Annotated in this window: 15 protein-coding genes; 14 read left to right on the top strand and 1 reads right to left on the bottom strand. The window is 41.0% G+C overall.

Going from position 1 to position 19,273, the window contains the following annotated elements; all coding sequences use genetic code 11:
• The first annotated feature begins 205 nt into the window (after window positions 1-205).
• The 14 genes from D0T84_RS16435 (at window position 206) to era (ending at window position 17,741) form a co-directional block, all read left to right on the top strand.
• Window positions 206-2,002 (top strand): chloride channel protein, encoded by a 1,797-nt coding sequence (locus tag D0T84_RS16435; protein WP_163308952.1) that lies wholly within the window; start codon window positions 206-208, stop codon window positions 2,000-2,002.
• A 48-nt stretch (window positions 2,003-2,050) separates the two neighbouring features.
• Window positions 2,051-3,751 (top strand): DUF6138 family protein, encoded by a 1,701-nt coding sequence (locus D0T84_RS16430; RefSeq protein ID WP_163308951.1) that lies wholly within the window; start codon window positions 2,051-2,053, stop codon window positions 3,749-3,751.
• Window positions 3,752-4,093: 342 nt separating this feature from the next.
• Entirely contained in the window at window positions 4,094-5,065 is a 972-nt protein-coding gene (gene fmt, locus D0T84_RS16425) for a methionyl-tRNA formyltransferase (protein WP_163308950.1), read from the top strand.
• An 8-nt stretch (window positions 5,066-5,073) separates the two neighbouring features.
• Entirely contained in the window at window positions 5,074-6,441 is a 1,368-nt protein-coding gene (locus D0T84_RS16420; protein ID WP_163308949.1) for a Fic family protein, read from the top strand.
• Between the two features lie 165 nt (window positions 6,442-6,606).
• On the top strand, window positions 6,607-7,662 hold the full coding sequence (aroB, locus tag D0T84_RS16415; protein ID WP_163308948.1) for a 3-dehydroquinate synthase: 1,056 nt from the start codon (window positions 6,607-6,609) through the stop codon (window positions 7,660-7,662).
• A 327-nt stretch (window positions 7,663-7,989) separates the two neighbouring features.
• Window positions 7,990-9,066, top strand: a complete 1,077-nt coding sequence (locus tag D0T84_RS16410; RefSeq protein WP_163308947.1) for a hypothetical protein — start codon at window positions 7,990-7,992, stop codon at window positions 9,064-9,066.
• Window positions 9,067-9,099: 33 nt separating this feature from the next.
• A complete protein-coding gene (locus D0T84_RS16405) occupies window positions 9,100-9,258 on the top strand; it encodes a hypothetical protein (RefSeq protein ID WP_163308946.1) in 159 nt (52 codons plus the stop codon).
• A 513-nt stretch (window positions 9,259-9,771) separates the two neighbouring features.
• A complete protein-coding gene (gene topA / locus D0T84_RS16400; protein WP_163308945.1) occupies window positions 9,772-12,108 on the top strand; it encodes a type I DNA topoisomerase in 2,337 nt (778 codons plus the stop codon).
• A 253-nt stretch (window positions 12,109-12,361) separates the two neighbouring features.
• Window positions 12,362-13,741 (top strand): sugar transferase, encoded by a 1,380-nt coding sequence (locus D0T84_RS16395; RefSeq protein WP_163308944.1) that lies wholly within the window; start codon window positions 12,362-12,364, stop codon window positions 13,739-13,741.
• Between the two features lie 628 nt (window positions 13,742-14,369).
• Entirely contained in the window at window positions 14,370-14,918 is a 549-nt protein-coding gene (locus D0T84_RS16390) for a nitroreductase family protein (protein WP_163308943.1), read from the top strand.
• Between the two features lie 3 nt (window positions 14,919-14,921).
• The gene (locus D0T84_RS16385; protein ID WP_163308942.1) at window positions 14,922-15,257 is read left to right on the top strand and encodes a hypothetical protein; all 336 of its coding nucleotides are present in this window, start codon (window positions 14,922-14,924) and stop codon (window positions 15,255-15,257) included.
• A complete protein-coding gene (locus D0T84_RS16380) occupies window positions 15,257-16,018 on the top strand; it encodes a Rossmann-like and DUF2520 domain-containing protein (protein ID WP_163308941.1) in 762 nt (253 codons plus the stop codon). Before D0T84_RS16385 ends, D0T84_RS16380 begins: the two co-directional genes overlap by 1 nt.
• Before the next feature lie 291 nt (window positions 16,019-16,309).
• A complete protein-coding gene (locus D0T84_RS16375) occupies window positions 16,310-16,843 on the top strand; it encodes an HAD family hydrolase (RefSeq protein WP_163308940.1) in 534 nt (177 codons plus the stop codon).
• A gap of 16 nt (window positions 16,844-16,859) precedes the next feature.
• Window positions 16,860-17,741 carry a GTPase Era gene (gene era / locus D0T84_RS16370; protein WP_163308939.1) on the top strand — a complete coding sequence of 294 codons (882 nt, stop codon included), beginning with the start codon at window positions 16,860-16,862 and terminating at the stop codon, window positions 17,739-17,741.
• Window positions 17,742-17,956: 215 nt separating this feature from the next.
• On the opposite strand, the gene D0T84_RS16365 is transcribed toward era, so the two are convergent.
• The gene (locus D0T84_RS16365) at window positions 17,957-19,183 is read right to left on the bottom strand and encodes a 3-phosphoshikimate 1-carboxyvinyltransferase (RefSeq protein WP_163308938.1); all 1,227 of its coding nucleotides are present in this window, start codon (window positions 19,181-19,183) and stop codon (window positions 17,957-17,959) included.
• Between the last annotated feature and the right edge of the window lie 90 nt (window positions 19,184-19,273).

The raw sequence follows: 19,273 nt of genomic DNA, 5'->3' as shown, positions 1-19,273 counted from the left end.
TAAGGAACCGCCACGTGCCGAACGGCATGCGTGGTGGTGTGAGAGGTCGGAAAATGAAATAGGAGGAAACTATTTCATTTTCCTCCTACTCGATTCTCAAGGCAGGCTTTACGAGGCATGCCTTCATTTTTTAACACGATAGGTTGGGATTTATTTATTTCTGAGAACAATTTTTTATATTTTTGGGGGTTAAATCATAAAATTGATGTCACTCAAAAAAATATATAACAACTTCCTGGTCTGGAAAGCCAAAAATGTCAAGGAAAGGCAAATGGTTTTATTTGTGAGTTTCCTTATCGGGATATTCACAGCTTTTGCCGCTTATATCTTAAAAAGCTTAATACACCTTATACAACACGTACTCACATCGCCTTTCCTCACCGAGGGAGCTAATTACATGTACCTTATTTATCCCGCCATCGGTATATTGATAGCCGGATTGTTCGTTAAATATGTTGTAAGGGACGATATAAGTCATGGGGTAACAAAGATACTCTATGCCATATCGCAGCGCAAAAGCTTTATTAAATTACATAATGTTTATACCTCTATCATAGCCAGCTCCGTGACCATCGGGTTCGGGGGATCGGTAGGGGCGGAGGCGCCTATTGTACTCACAGGTTCGGCTATCGGGTCCAATCTGGGCAGGTTCTTCAATATCGAACAGAAGTATCTGATGTTGCTCATCGGATGCGGTGCGGCCGGAGCCATCGCCGGCATCTTTAAAGCGCCTATCGCCGGCCTGGTCTTTGTTGTCGAAGTGCTGATGCTTGACCTGACCACATTTACGGTGCTTCCGTTATTGGTAACATCCGTTACTGCGGCAACACTCTCTTACCTTACAATGGGTACTACTTCGATGTTTAACTATGCGCATACTGAGGTGTTTATGCTTGGGCGCATACCGTATGTCATTTTACTGGGTATCTTCTGTGGCTTGGTTTCCCTGTATTTTACGCGAGCGATGGGTTGGTTCGAAGACCGGTTCCGTAAACTGACTTATTGGCAAAAATTTGGTATTGGCGCCACTATTCTTAGTATTCTGATATTCCTTATGCCTCCGCTTTATGGCGAAGGCTACGATACGATAAATGTGCTGATTAATGGTTCGAGAGATTATAGTACATTGCTTGACAACAGTGTATTTTTCCCGTTTAAAGATCATCGCTGGACTATCATTATTTTCCTTTCCGGCGTTCTGCTGATGAAGGTTTTCGCGTCCAGTGCCACCAATGGCGCAGGCGGTACGGGGGGGATATTTGCACCGTCATTATTCCTGGGATGTATTGCCGGATTTATTTTCGCGTTTACCATAAATCACTCTCAACTGACAGGCTTTGCCCCGTTATTGCCCGAAGAAAATTTTGCGCTGATGGGAATGGCCGGAGTAATGGCCGGAGTAATGCACGCGCCTTTGACAGGGACATTCCTTATAGCCGAACTTACAGGCGGATATGAGTTGCTGTTGCCGCTGATGATAGTATCTATCTGCTCTTTTGTGGTAATAAGGCTTTTCGAACCTCATAGTATTTACTCTATGCGTTTGGCTAAAAAAGGGGAACTTATTACACATCAGAAGGATAAGGCTGTATTGACGTTGATGGATATTGAAAAACTGATAGAATCTAACTTCCAGACCATCCATCCTGATATGTTGCTGGGCGATTTGGTAAAAGTTATCTCCAGTTCGTCACGGAATGTATTTCCGGTAGTGGATAACAGGAATCGCTTTCTGGGAATCGTATTGATGGATAATATACGGAATATCATTTTCCGCCCCGAATTGTATAACCGTTTCAAGGTTTCGCGTTTCATGACCTCCCCGCCTGCTATTATTGTGGTAGGTATGACTATGGAGTCGATAATGAAAAGCTTTGATGAAACAAAGGCATGGAACCTGCCTGTGGTGGATGAAGATGATGTGTACCTCGGATTTATTTCCAAATCGAATATACTGGATGTATACAGGGAGGTACTGGCCGATAACTTCGTGGAAGAATAGACCTTTTTGACCTAAACTACAAACGAAACTTTAAAAACTACCTGCTCTATGGAAAACATAGCAAACCAAATTTTCGAGTTTATTATACGTGCTTTAGCTGAACACCGCAAAAACCTGAATGGTTCGCCCGAAAGCATTGTCAGGCGTACAAGCCTGCAAGCTGGCGTGGCTGATGATTTTAAAATTACGTACAAAGTAGAAAGCCTGAGTATGTCCAAGACCGGATATTTTCTGGTAGCCGAAACCGGATATAAAAAATATATGCGCGAGGAACTGCCCGAATTGGACTTAATGGCAACCGAAGATGTGGAAAATAAACTGATACCTTTATTGCAAGATAAGGTAAGGGATAAAGTTATATCTCTGTACGATGACGACCCGTTTCTGAATTATTATTTCAGGCTGGTATTCGGTATTCGAACGAAAAAACTATTCAATAGCTATGTCCTTCTCGACTATGTAAATGAGCAAAAGAAAGAAAAGCTGTTGAAGAATGTAGAAGACTATATAGAGAACAAGATTATAAACGGTAAGCACCCGAATGACCATCTAAGTATATTCTTTCTGGCACAGCATATCGTATCCCCTGTTTTATATCCGGTACCCGATGCCGACAGGATACGCCTCATCTTTGAAAAAGTAACTGAACTGAATAGGGGGAATAAACAAGAGCAGAAAGGAAGGCAGAACGATTTGGTCAGAAGCCTGAATAATTGGGTAATAAAGCAGTTTTTTCCTAAATATTTCGAACTGAAAGGGCCTGATTATAATTTCTCATACACATTGAAGGAAGGGGCTAAAGTAGAAGAAAAAGACCAGCCGCTTATCCACTTGGTTATCTTTACTTCAATCCTTATTCTGAAGTATGAACCCAATTATTCACGGGATAAGGGTATCAAATATCTGAATATGTTGTCTGAACTTGGATTTAAGCAAGCCAAAGAAATGCTGAAATCGGGTAGCGATACCTTCGATATGGCAGACAAGTATTACAAAGATGCATCTGTGGAATGTCTGGCAAACGATGTTTTTGCAACTTTTACAATCAATATAAAGGAGGAGTCTGCTGACAGTTATGGCAAAGCACTCGACTTTATCTGTAACCTACAGCAAAAAGGATTCCCAAAAAGCTACCGGATAAAGCTGAAATCGAAAGAGAAAAACTTTTTACCGGTAAAAAAAATAGGAAAATCAAAAACACACCAGTTTTTTGCCAACGCGTTGCAATATCCGGAACTGTATGACAAGATTGCCACGTATGTATCTATTGTAACCCGGCCGGAGTACGAATTTGAGTGGTACGAGGATGTTGAGGATGAACTCTGTGCCAAGCCGGGTACTTATGCAGTTTTTGGGCTGGGGTTATCCAAGCCAAAGTATTTCCCTTTGGTTGAGGAATATATGGAACATGTGGATGACGAGCATCAGTCGGTACAAAACCAGTTTACTTATGCCTTCATTGACAAATACGGTGTGGATACTACTACAATTCCTGTATTGACCAAATGTTTCCTTGCCTGTCAGGATCATAAACCGTTGAAACTGTCATCACTTTACGAAACAGAGGAAAATCTCAAGGCCTTACTCGAATCGATCGGAGGATTGGAAGATTATTATGTTTCAAACCTTATATTCTTTATCTGGGGAAAGACTGTAGACTTTGAAAAAAGCAAAAAGAAAGCGACGCCTCAGATAGCCTCCCTGTTGCAACAGATAGAAGAAAAAGCGGATATGAAGTATCTTGGCTAGATATAGGAAATTACATAGATTTACCGCTATGCGGCAACATTACCCACTCAAAACATTATAGAGTCAATAAAAGCGTAAGGATTTTATTAGTAACTGTTTAAATTTTATACGAATATTTTATTATACCTTTTTCTTCGTTCATTTTTAGACTGTTTTAGGCTGTTTTTTCCTTTCTCTCAACTCAAATAGCCCGCTATTATCGTTTCGCGGAAGAAAAAAGCATCTCTAAAACATCTCTAAAAATTTGAACGAATAAAATTTAAACAGTTACTTAATCTTTACGCTTTTCTGTTTTCGGTATACTCTTTTATCTTTAAATTTGCACACTAACAATCAAAACCGATGGATAAAAAAGATTTACGCATCGTTTTCATGGGTACCCCCGACTTTGCTGTGGAAAGCCTGAAAGGACTTGTCGAAAACGGATATAATATAGCAGGTGTAATTACCATGCCCGACAAACCGAGTGGAAGAGGGCACAAAATACAATATTCTGCCGTGAAAAAATATGCCCTTGAGCAAGGCCTGCCTCTGCTACAACCCGAAAAGCTAAAAGATGAAGCGTTCCTGAGCGATCTGAAAGCATGGGATGCCGATTTGCAGATAGTAGTCGCGTTCCGTATGCTGCCTGAGGTGGTATGGGATATGCCGCGTCTGGGCACATTCAACCTGCATGGCTCGCTGCTGCCACAGTACCGTGGGGCTGCCCCTATCAACTGGTCTGTAATAAACGGCGATAAAGAAACAGGTGTTACTACTTTCTTCCTGACCCACGAGATAGATACAGGAAAAGTAATCCTTCAGGAAAAAGTAAAGATTGGCGAGGAAGACAACGCCGGAAAGATTCATGACGAGCTGATGGTTATAGGGGCTAAACTGGTACAGAGGACAGTCGACCTTATTCTCGAAGACAAGGTGGATGCTGTCGCGCAGGAACAGTTGTTTACGGATGAAAAAGAACTGAAGCCCGCACCGAAGATATTCAAGGATACCTGCCGGATAGACTGGAATAAATCAGCAAAAGATATCCATAACTTTATCCGTGGATTATCGCCATACCCTACTGCATGGACAGAATTATGCTGCGAATCGAAAGAGCCTCAGATGGTCAAGATATATAGTTCTAAAGTCGTACCCTCCACAGGAAACCAACCACAGGGTGCAATAGAAACGGATAATAAAACCTATCTGAATATAGCCTGCATGGATGGCTTTGTCAGTGTGACAGAGATCCAGTTTGCAGGAAAGAAGGCTATGAAGATTGATGAAGTATTGAGAGGTTATAAGATGGATGAAGGGGCTTATTTTAAATAAAAACAATTATGATTAATCAGTTAGAGAAGCTTATAAAAGAATATAAGGATTTGCAGCCTTTTGACGAAGATTGCAAGAAAAAGCTGGATGAGAAATTCAGGCTGGAATTTAATTATAACTCCAATCATCTTGAAGGTAATACTTTAACGTATGGTCAAACGAAATTGCTATTGATTTTTGGTGATACGACAGGTAATGCCAAAATGCGTGATTATGAAGAAATGAAAGCGCATAATGCCGGGCTTCGATGGATTGGGATAATCGCAAAAGACAAATCACGTCAACTAACGGAGAGGGATATTCGTGACCTCAATCAAATTATACTTGTAGAAGATTATTGGAAAATCAATCCGAAGAACGGCAGCAGATACGAAATAAAAGTGGGTGTATATAAAACCCGCCCCAATTCGGTTATTACAGCCACAGGCGAAGAGTTTCATTACGCGTCGCCCGAAGAAACCCCGGCAATGATGAATGACTTTATTTCATGGATGAATAAAGAGATTGCCGAAAACCGCATGTCACCGGTCGAATTAGCATCGTTGGTTCACTACCGCTACATCCGTATCCATCCTTTTGAAGATGGAAACGGACGTATTGCCCGTTTGTTGGTAAACTATGTTTTGGCGCGTCATGATTATCCAATGGTTATCATCAAAAGCGAGGACAAAGAAAGCTATTTGCAGGTACTCCATCAATGTGATATTAACGTTGGCCTCACTCCATCGGATGGAGCAAATGCCAAGCTTGAAGATATTAAGCCGTTTGTGGAGTATATGGAAAAACAACTAGAATGGAGTCTCAATCTGTCTATCAGAGCAGCCAAAGGGGAAAGTATCGAAGAACAGGATGATTGGGAAAAGCAATTGAGTTTGTTGAAAAAGGGCTTAGGGGATAAGAGAGGAGAGGTTGTGAAGAAATCGGAAGAAAGTGTAAAAGCGGTATTTGAAAATGTTATAGATCCGTTTGCCGTAAAATTAGACATTAAGTTATCTCAATTTGATAGTCTTTTTATGGAACGTTCAGTTGCTATATTGTGGAATGATGTGTGGAAAAGGTTTGAATCTTTTGAAGCCGCATTAGTTGATATATATAGAATATTTAGATTACCGGAAGATACTGCTACTTTTGAAAATACAAATAGATTACAAGTGAAATTTCATTATAATAAATATAGACTTCCTTTTACAGATATAACAGTTGAAACATTAGATACCAATTTTCTTTTTTATAAAAATGGTTATGGGGTTAACTATAATAATAAGGTTGTTACCAAACTCTATTCAGATTTTATTACTGAAGATGAAATGAATTCTATCATCTCCGACATAGGTAAAGACCTCCTTCAAAAAATAGAAAAAGCAATGAATTCTTGAAGATATTATTTTTTTTAAGATTAATCAGTTCATAATAAATTTATCTATATGAAGGGGCGGGTTTGCCTGCCCGAATAGTTTAAATATAAAAAAGTAACATCCAAAAACATCCAAATAAGTGTCACTTTTGTCACTTTTGTTACTTTTTAGTTAAAATAAAGAGCAATGCAGAAAGTAATAAAATCTACAGACCTGAATAAAGACCTGTCCGGTATTTTAAGCCAAATATCATTTGATAAGCTATTTCTGCTTACGGATGAAAACACCGAGCGGTTGTGTTTTCCTTTTATAAAAGATAACGGGCAGGTAGCCAAAGCCGGAAAGATCATCATCAAGGCCGGCGACGACAATAAGAACATAGACACATTATCCTCTATCTGGAAATACCTTTCGGAGAACGGTGCTACACGCCATTCCCTGCTTATCAATCTGGGCGGAGGCATGCTGACCGATATAGGCGGGTTTGCCGCTGCCAGCTTTAAAAGGGGGATTAAGTGTATCAATATTCCTACCACATTGCTGGGCGCAGTAGATGCGGCAGTAGGAGGGAAGACCGGAATCAACTTCAATGGTTTGAAGAATGAAATAGGAGCGTTTGCCCCTGCCGAAACAGTATTGATCGATTCGGTCTTCTTCAAGAGCCTCGACCATCAGAATTTCCTCTCCGGCTATGCCGAGATGGTAAAGCATGGGCTGATAGACAGCGATAAGGAATGGAACGCGACCATTTCGTTCGATACAGAGGAGATCGATTATGAGAAGCTGAAACAGCTGGTAGTAGATTCGGTTGCTGTAAAAGAACGTATTGTAGAAGTTGATCCTTTCGAGAGGGGTATACGCAAAGCCCTTAATCTGGGGCATACGATAGGTCACGCTTTCGAGAGCCTGTCATACGAAGTGGGTAAACCTGTTCAGCACGGTTATGCCGTAGCATGGGGTATTGTATGCGAATTGTACCTGTCCCACAAATTCTGCGGTTTCCCGAAAGAAAAGATGTACAGGACTGTCTATTTTATCAAAGATAATTATCCGGGTTTCTACTTCGACTGCGACCATTACGAACGGCTCTATGCATATATGAAGCATGATAAGAAAAACGAATCGGATACTGTAAACTTTACCTTTCTCTCCGATGTGGGAAAAGTGGAAATCAACCGGACAGCAGGTAAAGAGGAGATATTTGACTCTATTGATTTTTTGAGGGAAAGTGTCGGGATGTAAAAAAAGCCTCCGGAAATCACTTCCCGGAGACTTAAAAAAAATAGTGTGAGTATCGAACTAAGTTCTATCTCCTAAACCGTGAAGTATCCACCTCATCGATCTTTGGTTTCTTATAATTCCCGAAACGGTATGTAAATGAGAGTTTTAATGCCGGTGCATTCGCATGTGTTTTCATTGTGCTGTACTGGGTCATATATATAAAATGCTGGAATATCGAGTTTTATATTTATCTTTGAATCATATACAGAATTATTTATTCGTAAATATAGTATTTCTACTAATTATTAGTAGCTTTGCTTTTGTTAAAAATATAATAATATTATCTATATGCAAAATTCATTTAGGAGCAGGGTGTTAAAGTTTTGGGAATCTTTTTCGGAAGAAGAAAGTCAGATCAGAGAGATGATGGACAATAAAGTTGAGGGGAAGACTTTACTGAACTTTGTTGATAGTATATTGCAAATAGCCTTCCATCGCATATATTTCGAAATGGGTATCAGCAAAGAAGGTAAGTATGAACTCATCCTTACCCCTGAGGGCGACCGTACCCGCCTGATGCAATTATATTATTGGCTGCATCATGCTCCGGAGCATCTGTGGGAAAAGTGGAACTTCTATTCTACTAAGCCCGCGCATGGAGAATCCGGTTCTACGATCGTAATGTATGATCTGCAGATAGGGGAAGACGATATCGTTTTTTATCCTGAAATAGATAATGACCGTAGCAAGGTAAATATCGAAATTTACTCTCCAAAGCTGATGTCGCTAGAAGAAAATAAGCGTTATTCGATGTTCTTTGTTTATCTGGATCAGTTTATCGGCGAGCTATATACGATGGAATACATTGGTTACATCGACTTTGTTGGAGATAAGCAGGAAAAAGAATCTGTGAGCATTACGGGATTGAGGTCTGTTATTGACAAAGCTATAGAAAATAATAGTTGGCCAAAGTTTGAGAACCCTTGCGAGATATATAGCGGATACCGTATGGAGCCAGTAGAAAATGAAGATTGGAAACTGCGGGAAGATATCTTTTCGGGTTATACATCCTGTACGCCGATCCTTAATGATTACTATAATGGGGAACAGGAGCATTTTGATGAAGCAAAGGAAAACGGGGTTGTATTCGGCTTTCTCTTCTTCGAAAATGTAAACGTACCACGCGAAGAGATAGTGAATTTCAGAGGCAGTATTGAAGATAAAATTGTAGAGGAAACCGCTTCTTGTGGTATTGCCAATAGCATAGGAGGGGCAACGGGATTTCATTTTTCCTATATCGATTTTATCATATATGACTATGAAGCCTTTATTGCTGTGGTAAAAAGAATATTTTCAACTTATAATTTCGAAGAGTGCGGATACACTGATTTTTCAATCGAATCAGAGCCTGTTCTGTTTAATTAGAATATTTTCAACTTATAAGAGTCTGCACAGTACATGACAAAAATTATTCAAACACAATTTGGAGACGATGTAGGGGCAGTGGCTTGTCCCTGCCCGCTTGTCATCGTTTACGGGCACCCACAAGGGGATGCCCCTACAGCAGGATGTAAAATTTTGTCATGTACTTATAACAATAGTCCGTTAAATTTTTGAATTCTCGGTATTTTTAAAATGACAATGTCTTGATTATAAGTCATTTAGTTAAACCGGGTCGTATTTTATAATAATTTGATTATCAGTCATATATAAAAACTTACCGAATTATTGTTATAAGAGTCTGTTTAAATTTTATAGCAAATCTTTTTTATAGCTATTTTTAGATGTATTTTATCATTTTTGCTAGCCGGTTTAGCGGGCTAAACCAAGAGTAAAAAGGGGAAAAGACGCTAAAAAGAGCATAAAAAAATTGCTAAGAACTATTGACGTGAACCTGTAATAAAAATTTTCGCTAAAATTTAAACAGACTCTAAGGGAGCCTTGGAATATTTTTACTTTTGAGGCTTTTTTATTGATTTTCAAGTCAAAAAAATATAAGATAAAGACTTTAAAATTGTTTTTATTCTGCTTTTTAAAACAAAATCACTACTTTTGCCGTTCGAAAGAGAATAGATTATTCAAATGTGAGTTAGGTCATTTGAATATGAAACACAAGCCTTGATTGATTATATGCAAAAAAATTTAGTTATTGTTGAGTCTCCGGCGAAAGCCAAAACTATCGAGAAATTTTTAGGTAAAGATTTTAAAGTAATGTCCAGTTATGGGCATATCAGAGACCTGAAAAAGAAGGATTTGGGTATAGACATGGAGAACAACTATACACCTATATATGAAATACCGTCGGACAAGAAAAAAGTCGTAGACGAACTCAAGAAAGCGGCAAAAGAAGCAGACATTGTATGGCTGGCTTCCGATGAAGACCGCGAAGGGGAAGCCATATCGTGGCACTTGTATAAAACCCTGAAACTTGATGAAAATAAAACCAGAAGAATCGCTTTCCATGAAATTACTAAAGACGCGATTCTTCATGCTATAGAAAACCCGCGCAAGATAGATGTAAACCTTGTAGACGCACAACAGGCACGCCGTGTGCTCGACCGTATTGTGGGGTTCGAATTGTCGCCTGTATTATGGCGCAAAGTAAAACCGGCATTATCCGCGGGGCGCGTGCAATCTGTAGCCGTAAGGCTGATTGTAGAACGCGAGCGTGAGATTCAGAATTTTAAATCTGAAGCCTCATACCGGATTGTCGCTATATTTACAAAGGAGGAGAACGGTTCCCAATATGAGATAAAGACGGAACTGAACAAACGCCTGAAAACAAAAGAAGAAGCATTACAGTTTCTGGAAAAGCTGAAAGAAGCGAACTTCAAAGTAGAAGATGTGGAAACAAAGCCTGTGAAAAAATCTCCGGCTGCTCCGTTTACCACTTCAACCCTTCAGCAGGAGGCCTCGCGCAAGTTGGGTTTTCCGGTTTCGCTGACGATGATGGTTGCACAGAAGCTATACGAATCGGGTAAGATAACATATATGCGTACCGATTCGGTCAACCTGTCTAGTCTGGCAATCAATACAACAAGGAATGAAGTTGAATCGGAGTATGGCAAACAGTATTCCAAAGTACGTCATTTCACAACCAAGGCAAAAGGGGCGCAGGAAGCTCACGAGGCTATCCGTCCTACATATATAAACGAGCATGCCGTTTCGGGTACAGCCCAGGAAAAGAAACTGTACGATCTCATCTGGAAAAGGACTATTGCCTCCCAGATGGCTGATGCCGAGCTGGAGAAAACTACTGTTACCGTAGGAATATCCAACGAAAAGAACATGAAATTTACGGCAGTGGGCGAAGTCATCAAGTTTGACGGGTTCCTGCACGTATATCTCGAAGGCACCGATGATGAGAGTCTCGATAACGAAACCGGCCTGTTGCCTCCGGTAAAAGTACAGGAAACCTTGGATATGCAGGAAACTACAGCTACAGAAAGATTTACGCAGCGTCCGAGCCGTTATAGCGAGGCAGCGTTGGTACGTAAACTGGAAGAACTGGGCATAGGGCGTCCGTCGACGTATGCGCCTACTATTTCTACGATACAGAACCGTGAATATGTAGAGAAAGCAAATCTGGAAGGAACAGAACGTAAATACAATGTGCTGACTTTGAAGAAAGGAAAAGTTGCCGATGCCGAAAAGACCGAAATAACAGGAGCGGATAAGGGCAAACTCATCCCTACAGATACCGGGATGGTGGTAAATGACTTCCTTACCGAGTATTTCCCTGATATTCTGGATTATAATTTCACAGCAACAGTAGAAAAAGAATTTGACCAGGTCGCTGACGGCGAGGAAAACTGGACAAAACTGATTGATAAATTCTACAAGGTATTCCACCCTGTGGTGGAGTCGGCCACAAATACACAGACTGACCATAAGGTAGGCGAGCGCATACTTGGTACAGACCCGAAGACAGGGCGTCAGGTATCTGTAAAGATCGGGCGTTTCGGCCCAATGGCGCAGATTGGCGTGCAGGATGAGGATGAGAAACCATTGTTTGCCAGTTTGCAAAAATCACAGTCTATAACTACCATTACCTTGGAAGAGGCATTGAAATTATTTGAACTCCCTCGTTCGATAGGCGATTTCGAAGGAAAAGAAGTAAGTGTAGGCACAGGTAGATTTGGCCCGTATATAAAACATGACGGAAAATTTATATCTTTGCCGAAAGGATACGATCCATTCGGAGTAGATCTGGATAGTGCGATTCCGTTAATAGAAGATAAGCGGAAGAAAGATGCTGAAAAATTGATTAAGAGTTTTACAGAAGATACAGACTTACAGGTTTTGAACGGGCGGTATGGGCCATACATTGCATATAAGAAGACTAATTACAAGATACCTAAAGGTACAGCCCCCGAAAGTTTGGATTTTGAAGCTGCAATGAAGATAATAAAGTCAACGGATGAAAAACCTGCGACTAAAGCAAAGGGAAAAACGAAGAAAAAGTAGCATTATTTAGAGCCTATTTAAATTTTATTCGTTCAAATTTTCAGAACTATTTTTGAGATAGTTTTTTACATACGCTTCGCTCCTGTGACCGCTGGTTCTTCCTCGAAGTGATAATAGCGGGCTATTTGAACTGAGAGAATGAAAAAAATAGCCAAAAAGAGACTGAAAATGAATGAAGGAGGTCTATAATAAAATATTTTGGTAAAATTTAAACAGGTTCTTATTGCCCGGAGAGAATAATATACTCAACAGAATGAATAGATTTCTAGAAAAATTATTCGGATACAAAGGATTGAAGATTCTGATCCCTTTGTTCGATTTGGCTATTGTATACGGTACTATTATCTGGTCTTTTTACCTTTTTAAAGATACTCTTGATAACTTTTCAGAAAACTGGTTTGCCTTTATTGCCATTTGGCCATATATAGGTATCTGTTATCTTATCCTGAGCCATGTCTTTGAACTGGATAAGCCGAAAGACTTTTCGTTGATGGGTATAGGCTATACGGTCTTTCTTGTTGTCATATCCCTGTTGTTCGGTACAATGGCGATAAGTTTCCTTGCCCGTGAATTTGCTTTCCCCCGAAGTATCCTGTTAACAGCCTTTGCTATACAAATAGTGGTCATTACCTTTTGGCACTTCTTTGCCAACAGGATGTACTTTCGGCTGAACAAGGGAAAATCCGTACTGGTTATCGGTTATGAGAAATCGCAGCCTCTGGCGTATAAGCTTCTGGAGGCAAAGGGCATGTGGTCTAACCTAAAGCATGTTTGCACGCCCGATCATCCGAATGTATATAATTATATCAACGAATGTGATATAACCTTTATCACAGAAGATGTGAACGAAGAAAAGAAACAAACCGTCATATTATACTGCTTAGAGCGTGACCGCACGGTCTTGTATCAGCCTAAGAACTCCGAGATTTTGCAATTTAACGCGAATTTCCTTCAGATCGACGACTCGCCTGTACTTGATGTAAGGGAATTGGGGCTGGGGCAGAGTAACGAGTTCCTCAAACGGGTAACGGATGTATTCCTGAGCAGTCTGGCATTAATCTTATTTGCCGTTCCATTCGTCTTTGTTTATCTTGCGTTGAAGATAAGCGGAGGTACGGCCTTTTATGTACAGGAACGTGTAACACGCGACAACCGGCTGTTTAAAATATATAAATTCCGTACAATGGTAGAAAATGCCGAGGCGATGTCAGGTCCCGTCTTAGCACAGGAAACAGATAAACGGATAACAAAGTTAGGGCGTTTCCTGCGTGCCACAAGGTTGGACGAGATACCTCAGATTTATAATATACTGATTGGCGATATGAGTATAGTAGGGCCACGTCCCGAGCGGCCTTTCTTTGTAGAACAGTTCTGTGAAGAAATGCCCGAATATAACCTGCGCCACAGGGTAAAAGCGGGGCTTACGGGGCTTGCTCAGGTACAGGGAAAATATAACACATCTGCACGGGATAAATTGAAATACGATCTTTTATATATAAATGGCTACTCTTACGCTTTAGACCTTAAGCTTATTATGCAGACACTGAATATATTGCTGAGAAAGAGCAGTACGGAAGGAGTGAAGTCTGTAACGGAACTCGAAGCGGAAGTAGAAGCACTGACCCGCAGGTAATTTGAAGTTGCTCCGCTGTAAATCCGGATTTTCTAAAGATGTTATTTTATCTCTGTAAAATTATCTATTATATATGCGAATCAAGGGTTATAGATTTAAACAGTTTCTAAAGATGGATAACTACGGGTAAAACCTGTGGTTATGCATATAAGCCCACTTTGCGGACTTAGAATCTTGGCTATAATATAGAAGATTGATGACAGTACATGACAAAAATTTATATATTAGCTCTAACCCTTCCCCCTTTGGGTACTTCCCTTTATCAAAAGGGAAGAGCGCCTGGCGGGCGAAACGGCATCTGTCCCCCGCTTTGCGACTCTCTCCTCGCTTCTCCTTCTCTTTTTGGGTGGGGCCGGGAGTGCCCAAAGGGCGAGGGGGTGAATCATAGTAATATTTATTGTCAAGTAAAAAGTAACAGAAAAGAAGTATGTAAAAAGGTGTCACTTTTGTCACTTTTTTTGAAATCATGAATATAAAAAAGAGCTGAAAGAATAAACTCCGTGTTACTCGTTACTCCGTGGTTTTAAAAAAGTCACAGATATAAAGTATATAAAAGCTGTTACCTTTGTTACTTTTTAACAATTTACAGCCAACTCATAATTTATAATTCATAATTGTTTCTTCCTACATGGTTGATTTTCATAGCTTAATAACAAATCGTCGTAGTACACGTAAATTCACAGACGAACCACTTAAAGCCGAACAGGTAGGAACTATCCTGAGGGCTGCACTGATGTCTCCCTCATCGAAGGGTAAAGAACCGTGGCAATTTTTGTTAGTTGAAGATAAGGAGATGCTTCGTAAACTGTCTTTATGCAAGAAGTCAGGAAGCAAACCCATCGAAGGATGCGTTCTGGCTGTAATAGTATTGGCAGACCCGCTGACGAGCGATGTATGGATAGAAGATGCTTCTGTAGCCTCTATTATGATGCAGCTACAGGCCGAAGATTTAGGACTGGGCAGTTGCTGGATACAGATACGCGAACGTTATACGGAGGAAGAGGTCTCTTCCGGCGATTATATTCGCGATCTGTTTGATATACCGATGCAGTTGCAGGTATTGTCTGTTGTGGCATTAGGGAATAAAGCGCAGGTACGTCCGCCTGTGGATGAAGATAAACTGCGATGGGAAAAAGTACATATAGGAAAATTTAATATAGACCAGTTAGCTGAATAACGTATGGCAACAAATAATAAATCGAACGACCGCTTATCGTACGGGATTACAATACTTATTTTCGGTATCTTGTTCCTGTTAGACAAATTAGGCATGTTAGCTAAAATCCCTTATGGGGACAAAATGATAGGAGTGGGGCCTTTTCTGCTTATCGCGGGGATTGTCTTTTTACTTACACAGCCAAAGAAAATTCTCGGATGGGTGTTTCTGGGTGTAGGCGTACTTCTGAACGCAGATACATTCTTCGGGTGGATGCACAGTTATTCTAATCTGATCGTACCCGGGTTACTTATCATTGCCGGAGTTGCGATGGTGTTGAGCGCTAAGAAAAAAGACTGATGAAAGTAGTATTTATAGGCGCCGGTAATGTTGCCACACAGTTGGCTAACGTGTTGTATGATAAATCATTTGATATCATACAGGTATATAGCCGCACGATAGAGTCCGCATCAGCGTTGGCAAGGGAAGTGCAGGCTGTTGCGGTAACAGATATAGCATCCGTCATCAGCGATGCCGATTTATACATATTTTCTGTAAAAGATTCCGTACTGGCAGAATTAATTTCACGGTTGCCTTCCAATAATGGTTTGTGGATACATACAGCCGGCAGTATGCCGATGGATATATTCGAGGGCTATCAATCCCGTTATGGTGTGTTGTATCCTTTCCAGACTTTCAGTAAAGAACGGAGTATCGATTGGAGCACAGTCCCATTTTTTATTGAGGCGTCCGATGCGGGTAGTTTACAGCTACTGAAAGCGATTGCAAGCCAGCTTTCAGGTAAGGTAACGGAACTATCTACCGAAGACCGTAAATACCTGCATTTGACGGGTGTCTTTGCCTGTAATTTTACGAACCACATGTATGTCTTGTCAAAGCAGATTCTGGAGAAGATTAACCTTCCGTTTGATGTGGCTTTGCCCCTGATTGGCGAAACAGCCGATAAAGTACATTCCCTATCTCCTGAAAAGGCGCAGACCGGACCGGCGGTGCGCTACGACGAGAATGTAATAAGCAAACACCTGTCATTGATAGAAGACGAAAAAATTAAACAGATATATAAGCTGATAAGCGAGGATATCCATCGTTTCAGCAAATAGAAAAAGCGAGTATATGATAGAAAATATTCATACAAGATTGAAGGTCTTTCTATATTGCCCTTACAGGGCGCAGTTCCTTTAGCTATTACTACTTGGGGCGTTGCCCCAAGCTAATATATATTAGGCTTACAGCCTGTTTATTTTCAAAACGCCCTGAAAGGGCAATATAATACAGCCCAATGGCAACGCCTTGGGTAGGATAAGTCCACCCTCTCGAAATTACGCCCTGTAAGGGCAATATAGGGTTGTATTCTATTTTTTTATCACGGATTTAGAACTAAAATAAGAATAATGAGCACTATAAATTACGATTTAAATAAAATAAAAGCATTTATATTCGATGTCGATGGTGTTTTATCTCCGGATTCGATACCTTTGTCCCCTGATGGCGCACCTATACGTATGGTAAACATAAAAGACGGCTATGCAATTAATCTGGCCGTAAAATCCGGATATGGTGTAGCTATTATTACCGGTGCGGATACGGATAATATCCGCCTTCGATTCAATAGGCTGGGGGTGGAAGATGTGTATCTGAAATCGAGCGTTAAGATAACAGACCTGAACCACTATATGAGTAAGACGGGTTATAAACCCGAAGAAATAATGTACGCGGGCGATGATTTACCCGACTATAAGGTAATGAAGGTAGTAGGCCTGGCGGTAGCCCCGGCCAACGCGGCGCCGGAGATAAGAAGCGTGGCACAATATATTTCGCATAAAAATGGCGGCGACGGTGTTGCCCGTGATGTTATAGAACAAGTAATGAAAGCGCAGGGAAAGTGGATGAGCGAAGAAATGCTTGACTCTACTTCTGTATTTTAAATAAAGTAAAAGAACAATGCATAAGTCCGGATTTGTAAATATAGTAGGCAATCCTAATGTGGGTAAATCCACGCTGATGAACCTGCTGGTAGGAGAGAGGGTATCTATCATAACGTCCAAGGCACAGACTACGCGACACCGTATTCTGGGCATAGTGAATACAGAGGAATATCAGATTGTATATTCCGATACCCCGGGGGTTCTTCGCCCTAACTATAAGTTGCAGGAGTCTATGCTCAACTTCTCAGAATCGGCCCTGAGTGATGCCGATGTGTTGCTTTACATGACGGATGTAATAGAAAAGATAGACAAGAACGAAGAGTTCCTGCACAAAGTACAACGTGTAGATGCTCCGGTTCTGCTTCTGATAAATAAGATAGACCAGACAAACCAGAAAGAGCTGGAAGACCTGGTTGCTAAGTGGAAGGAACTTCTGCCTAAGGCAGAGATATATCCCATCTCGGCTCTGAATAAGTTTAATGTGGATGTGGTGAAAAGGCGTATTATCGACCTGATACCGGAATCCCCTCCTTATTTTGAGAAGGATGCCCTGACAGACCGTCCTGCCCGTTTCTTTGTTACCGAAATTATCCGTGAGAAGATACTCCTTTACTATCAGAAGGAGATTCCTTATTCGGTAGAGGTAGTGGTAGAAGAATTTAAAGAAGAAAAAGATATAATCAATATCAGGGCTCTCATTATTGTAGAGCGTGATACGCAGAAAGGTATTATCATAGGTCATCAGGGGGCTGCCCTGAAAAAGTTAGGGACGATGGCACGTAAAGATATTGAGCGGTTTTTCGATAAAAAGATATTCCTGCAAATATTCGTCAAGGTAGAAAAAGATTGGCGAAGCAGGGATAATCTGCTCCGCCAATTCGGATATCGTCTTGATTGATACTATTAATGAGTATCCTATCTATACCTAATAGAGTATCTTTTCTAACCCCTCCGCTTCGCTCGTCCCCTTTAACAAAAGGGGACAGTCCCTGGCTCTCCCTTGTTTGTTTGGGATTTTAGCTAAGGATGAAAAACTAGAACTCTCCCCTCGCAGAAGGGGAGTACCACCGGAGGTGGGGAGGGGTTAGGTATTATATTATGACGGATAATTATTTACTCCTTTTCATCTATAGTGAATCCTGCGGATTTTAAGTCGTTCCAATAGGCTGGGTATGACTTGGTTACGACATTCGGGTGCGCTATATTGATATGTCCCAGCTTGATAGCTGCCGGAGCAAAGGCCATCGCCATACGGTGGTCTTCATAAGTTTTTATTACGGCTTCGGTCTCTGGTTCACATTTTTCCCCGTTCCATTCCAGAATGCTGTTTTCGCTGTCATAGAGCAGGTAACCCAGCTTTTTCATCTCGGCTTTCAAAGCTTCTATGCGGTCGGTCTCTTTTATTTTCAGGCTTTGTAGTCCTGTAAACATAAAAGGTATGTTCATTAAGCAACAGGTTACAACGAAGGTCTGTGCCAGATCGGGCTCATTCACAAAGTTGTGGAACAACTTCTTTGTTATCCTTTTCGATTTGGACAATATGATACTCTCTTTGCCGTATTCGGTCGTTACCCCTAAGTCGGCGAACAAATCGGATACTTTAGAGTCTCCCTGCATACTGTCTTTAAACAGGCCTTTCAGTTCGATGCGGGCATCGTCGGACAGCGCCACCATTTCGTACCAGTATGAGGCTGCCGACCAGTCAGACTCGATCACATAATGAGACGGCTTATACTCTTCGGGGTGTATACGTATAGTATTGCCTTCCCAATGTGTTTTCACGCCGAACTGAGCCATCATACCTAATGTGAGTTTGATATAAGGAACAGAGACTACGTTTCCTTCCAGATGGATTGTCAGCCCCTTATTCATACTAGGGGCAATCATCAATAACGCTGATATAAACTGGGAACTCACATCTCCCGACAGGTAAATATCTCCGCCATCGAGTGCTGTACCTTTTATCTTCAGTGGCGGATATCCCACGTTGCCCAGATAGGTAATACGTGCGCCAAGTGAGATTAATGCTTCTACAAGGATGTTTATAGGGCGTTCCTGCATCCGCTCGGTGCCTGTTATAATCCACTCTCCGGGAGTTATGGCTAACAGTGCGGTAAGGAACCGCATCGAGGTGCCGGCGGCTTTTACATCTATCAGGTTGCTGCCTGAGGTAAAAGCATCGATCATAACCTTCGTATCGTCACAGTCCGAAAGGTTGTCCAGTGTTGAAGAATTAAGGCTTAGCGCATTCAGTATAAGAGCCCTGTTGCTTATACTTTTGGATGCGGGCAGGTGTATTGTAGAATCTATGGCCTTCGGAGCCATTATTTTGTATTGCATGTTTCTAAGTTTTATCTTATACGAAATTAAAGCAAAAACCCATAAAAATCAAAGGTTTAAACATAGATTAAGTATTTTCTACGAATTAAA

Source organism: Dysgonomonas sp. 521 (assembly GCF_010501055.1).
Taxonomy (GTDB): domain Bacteria; phylum Bacteroidota; class Bacteroidia; order Bacteroidales; family Dysgonomonadaceae; genus Dysgonomonas.
This window is presented reverse-complemented; position numbering and strand designations above follow the sequence as displayed.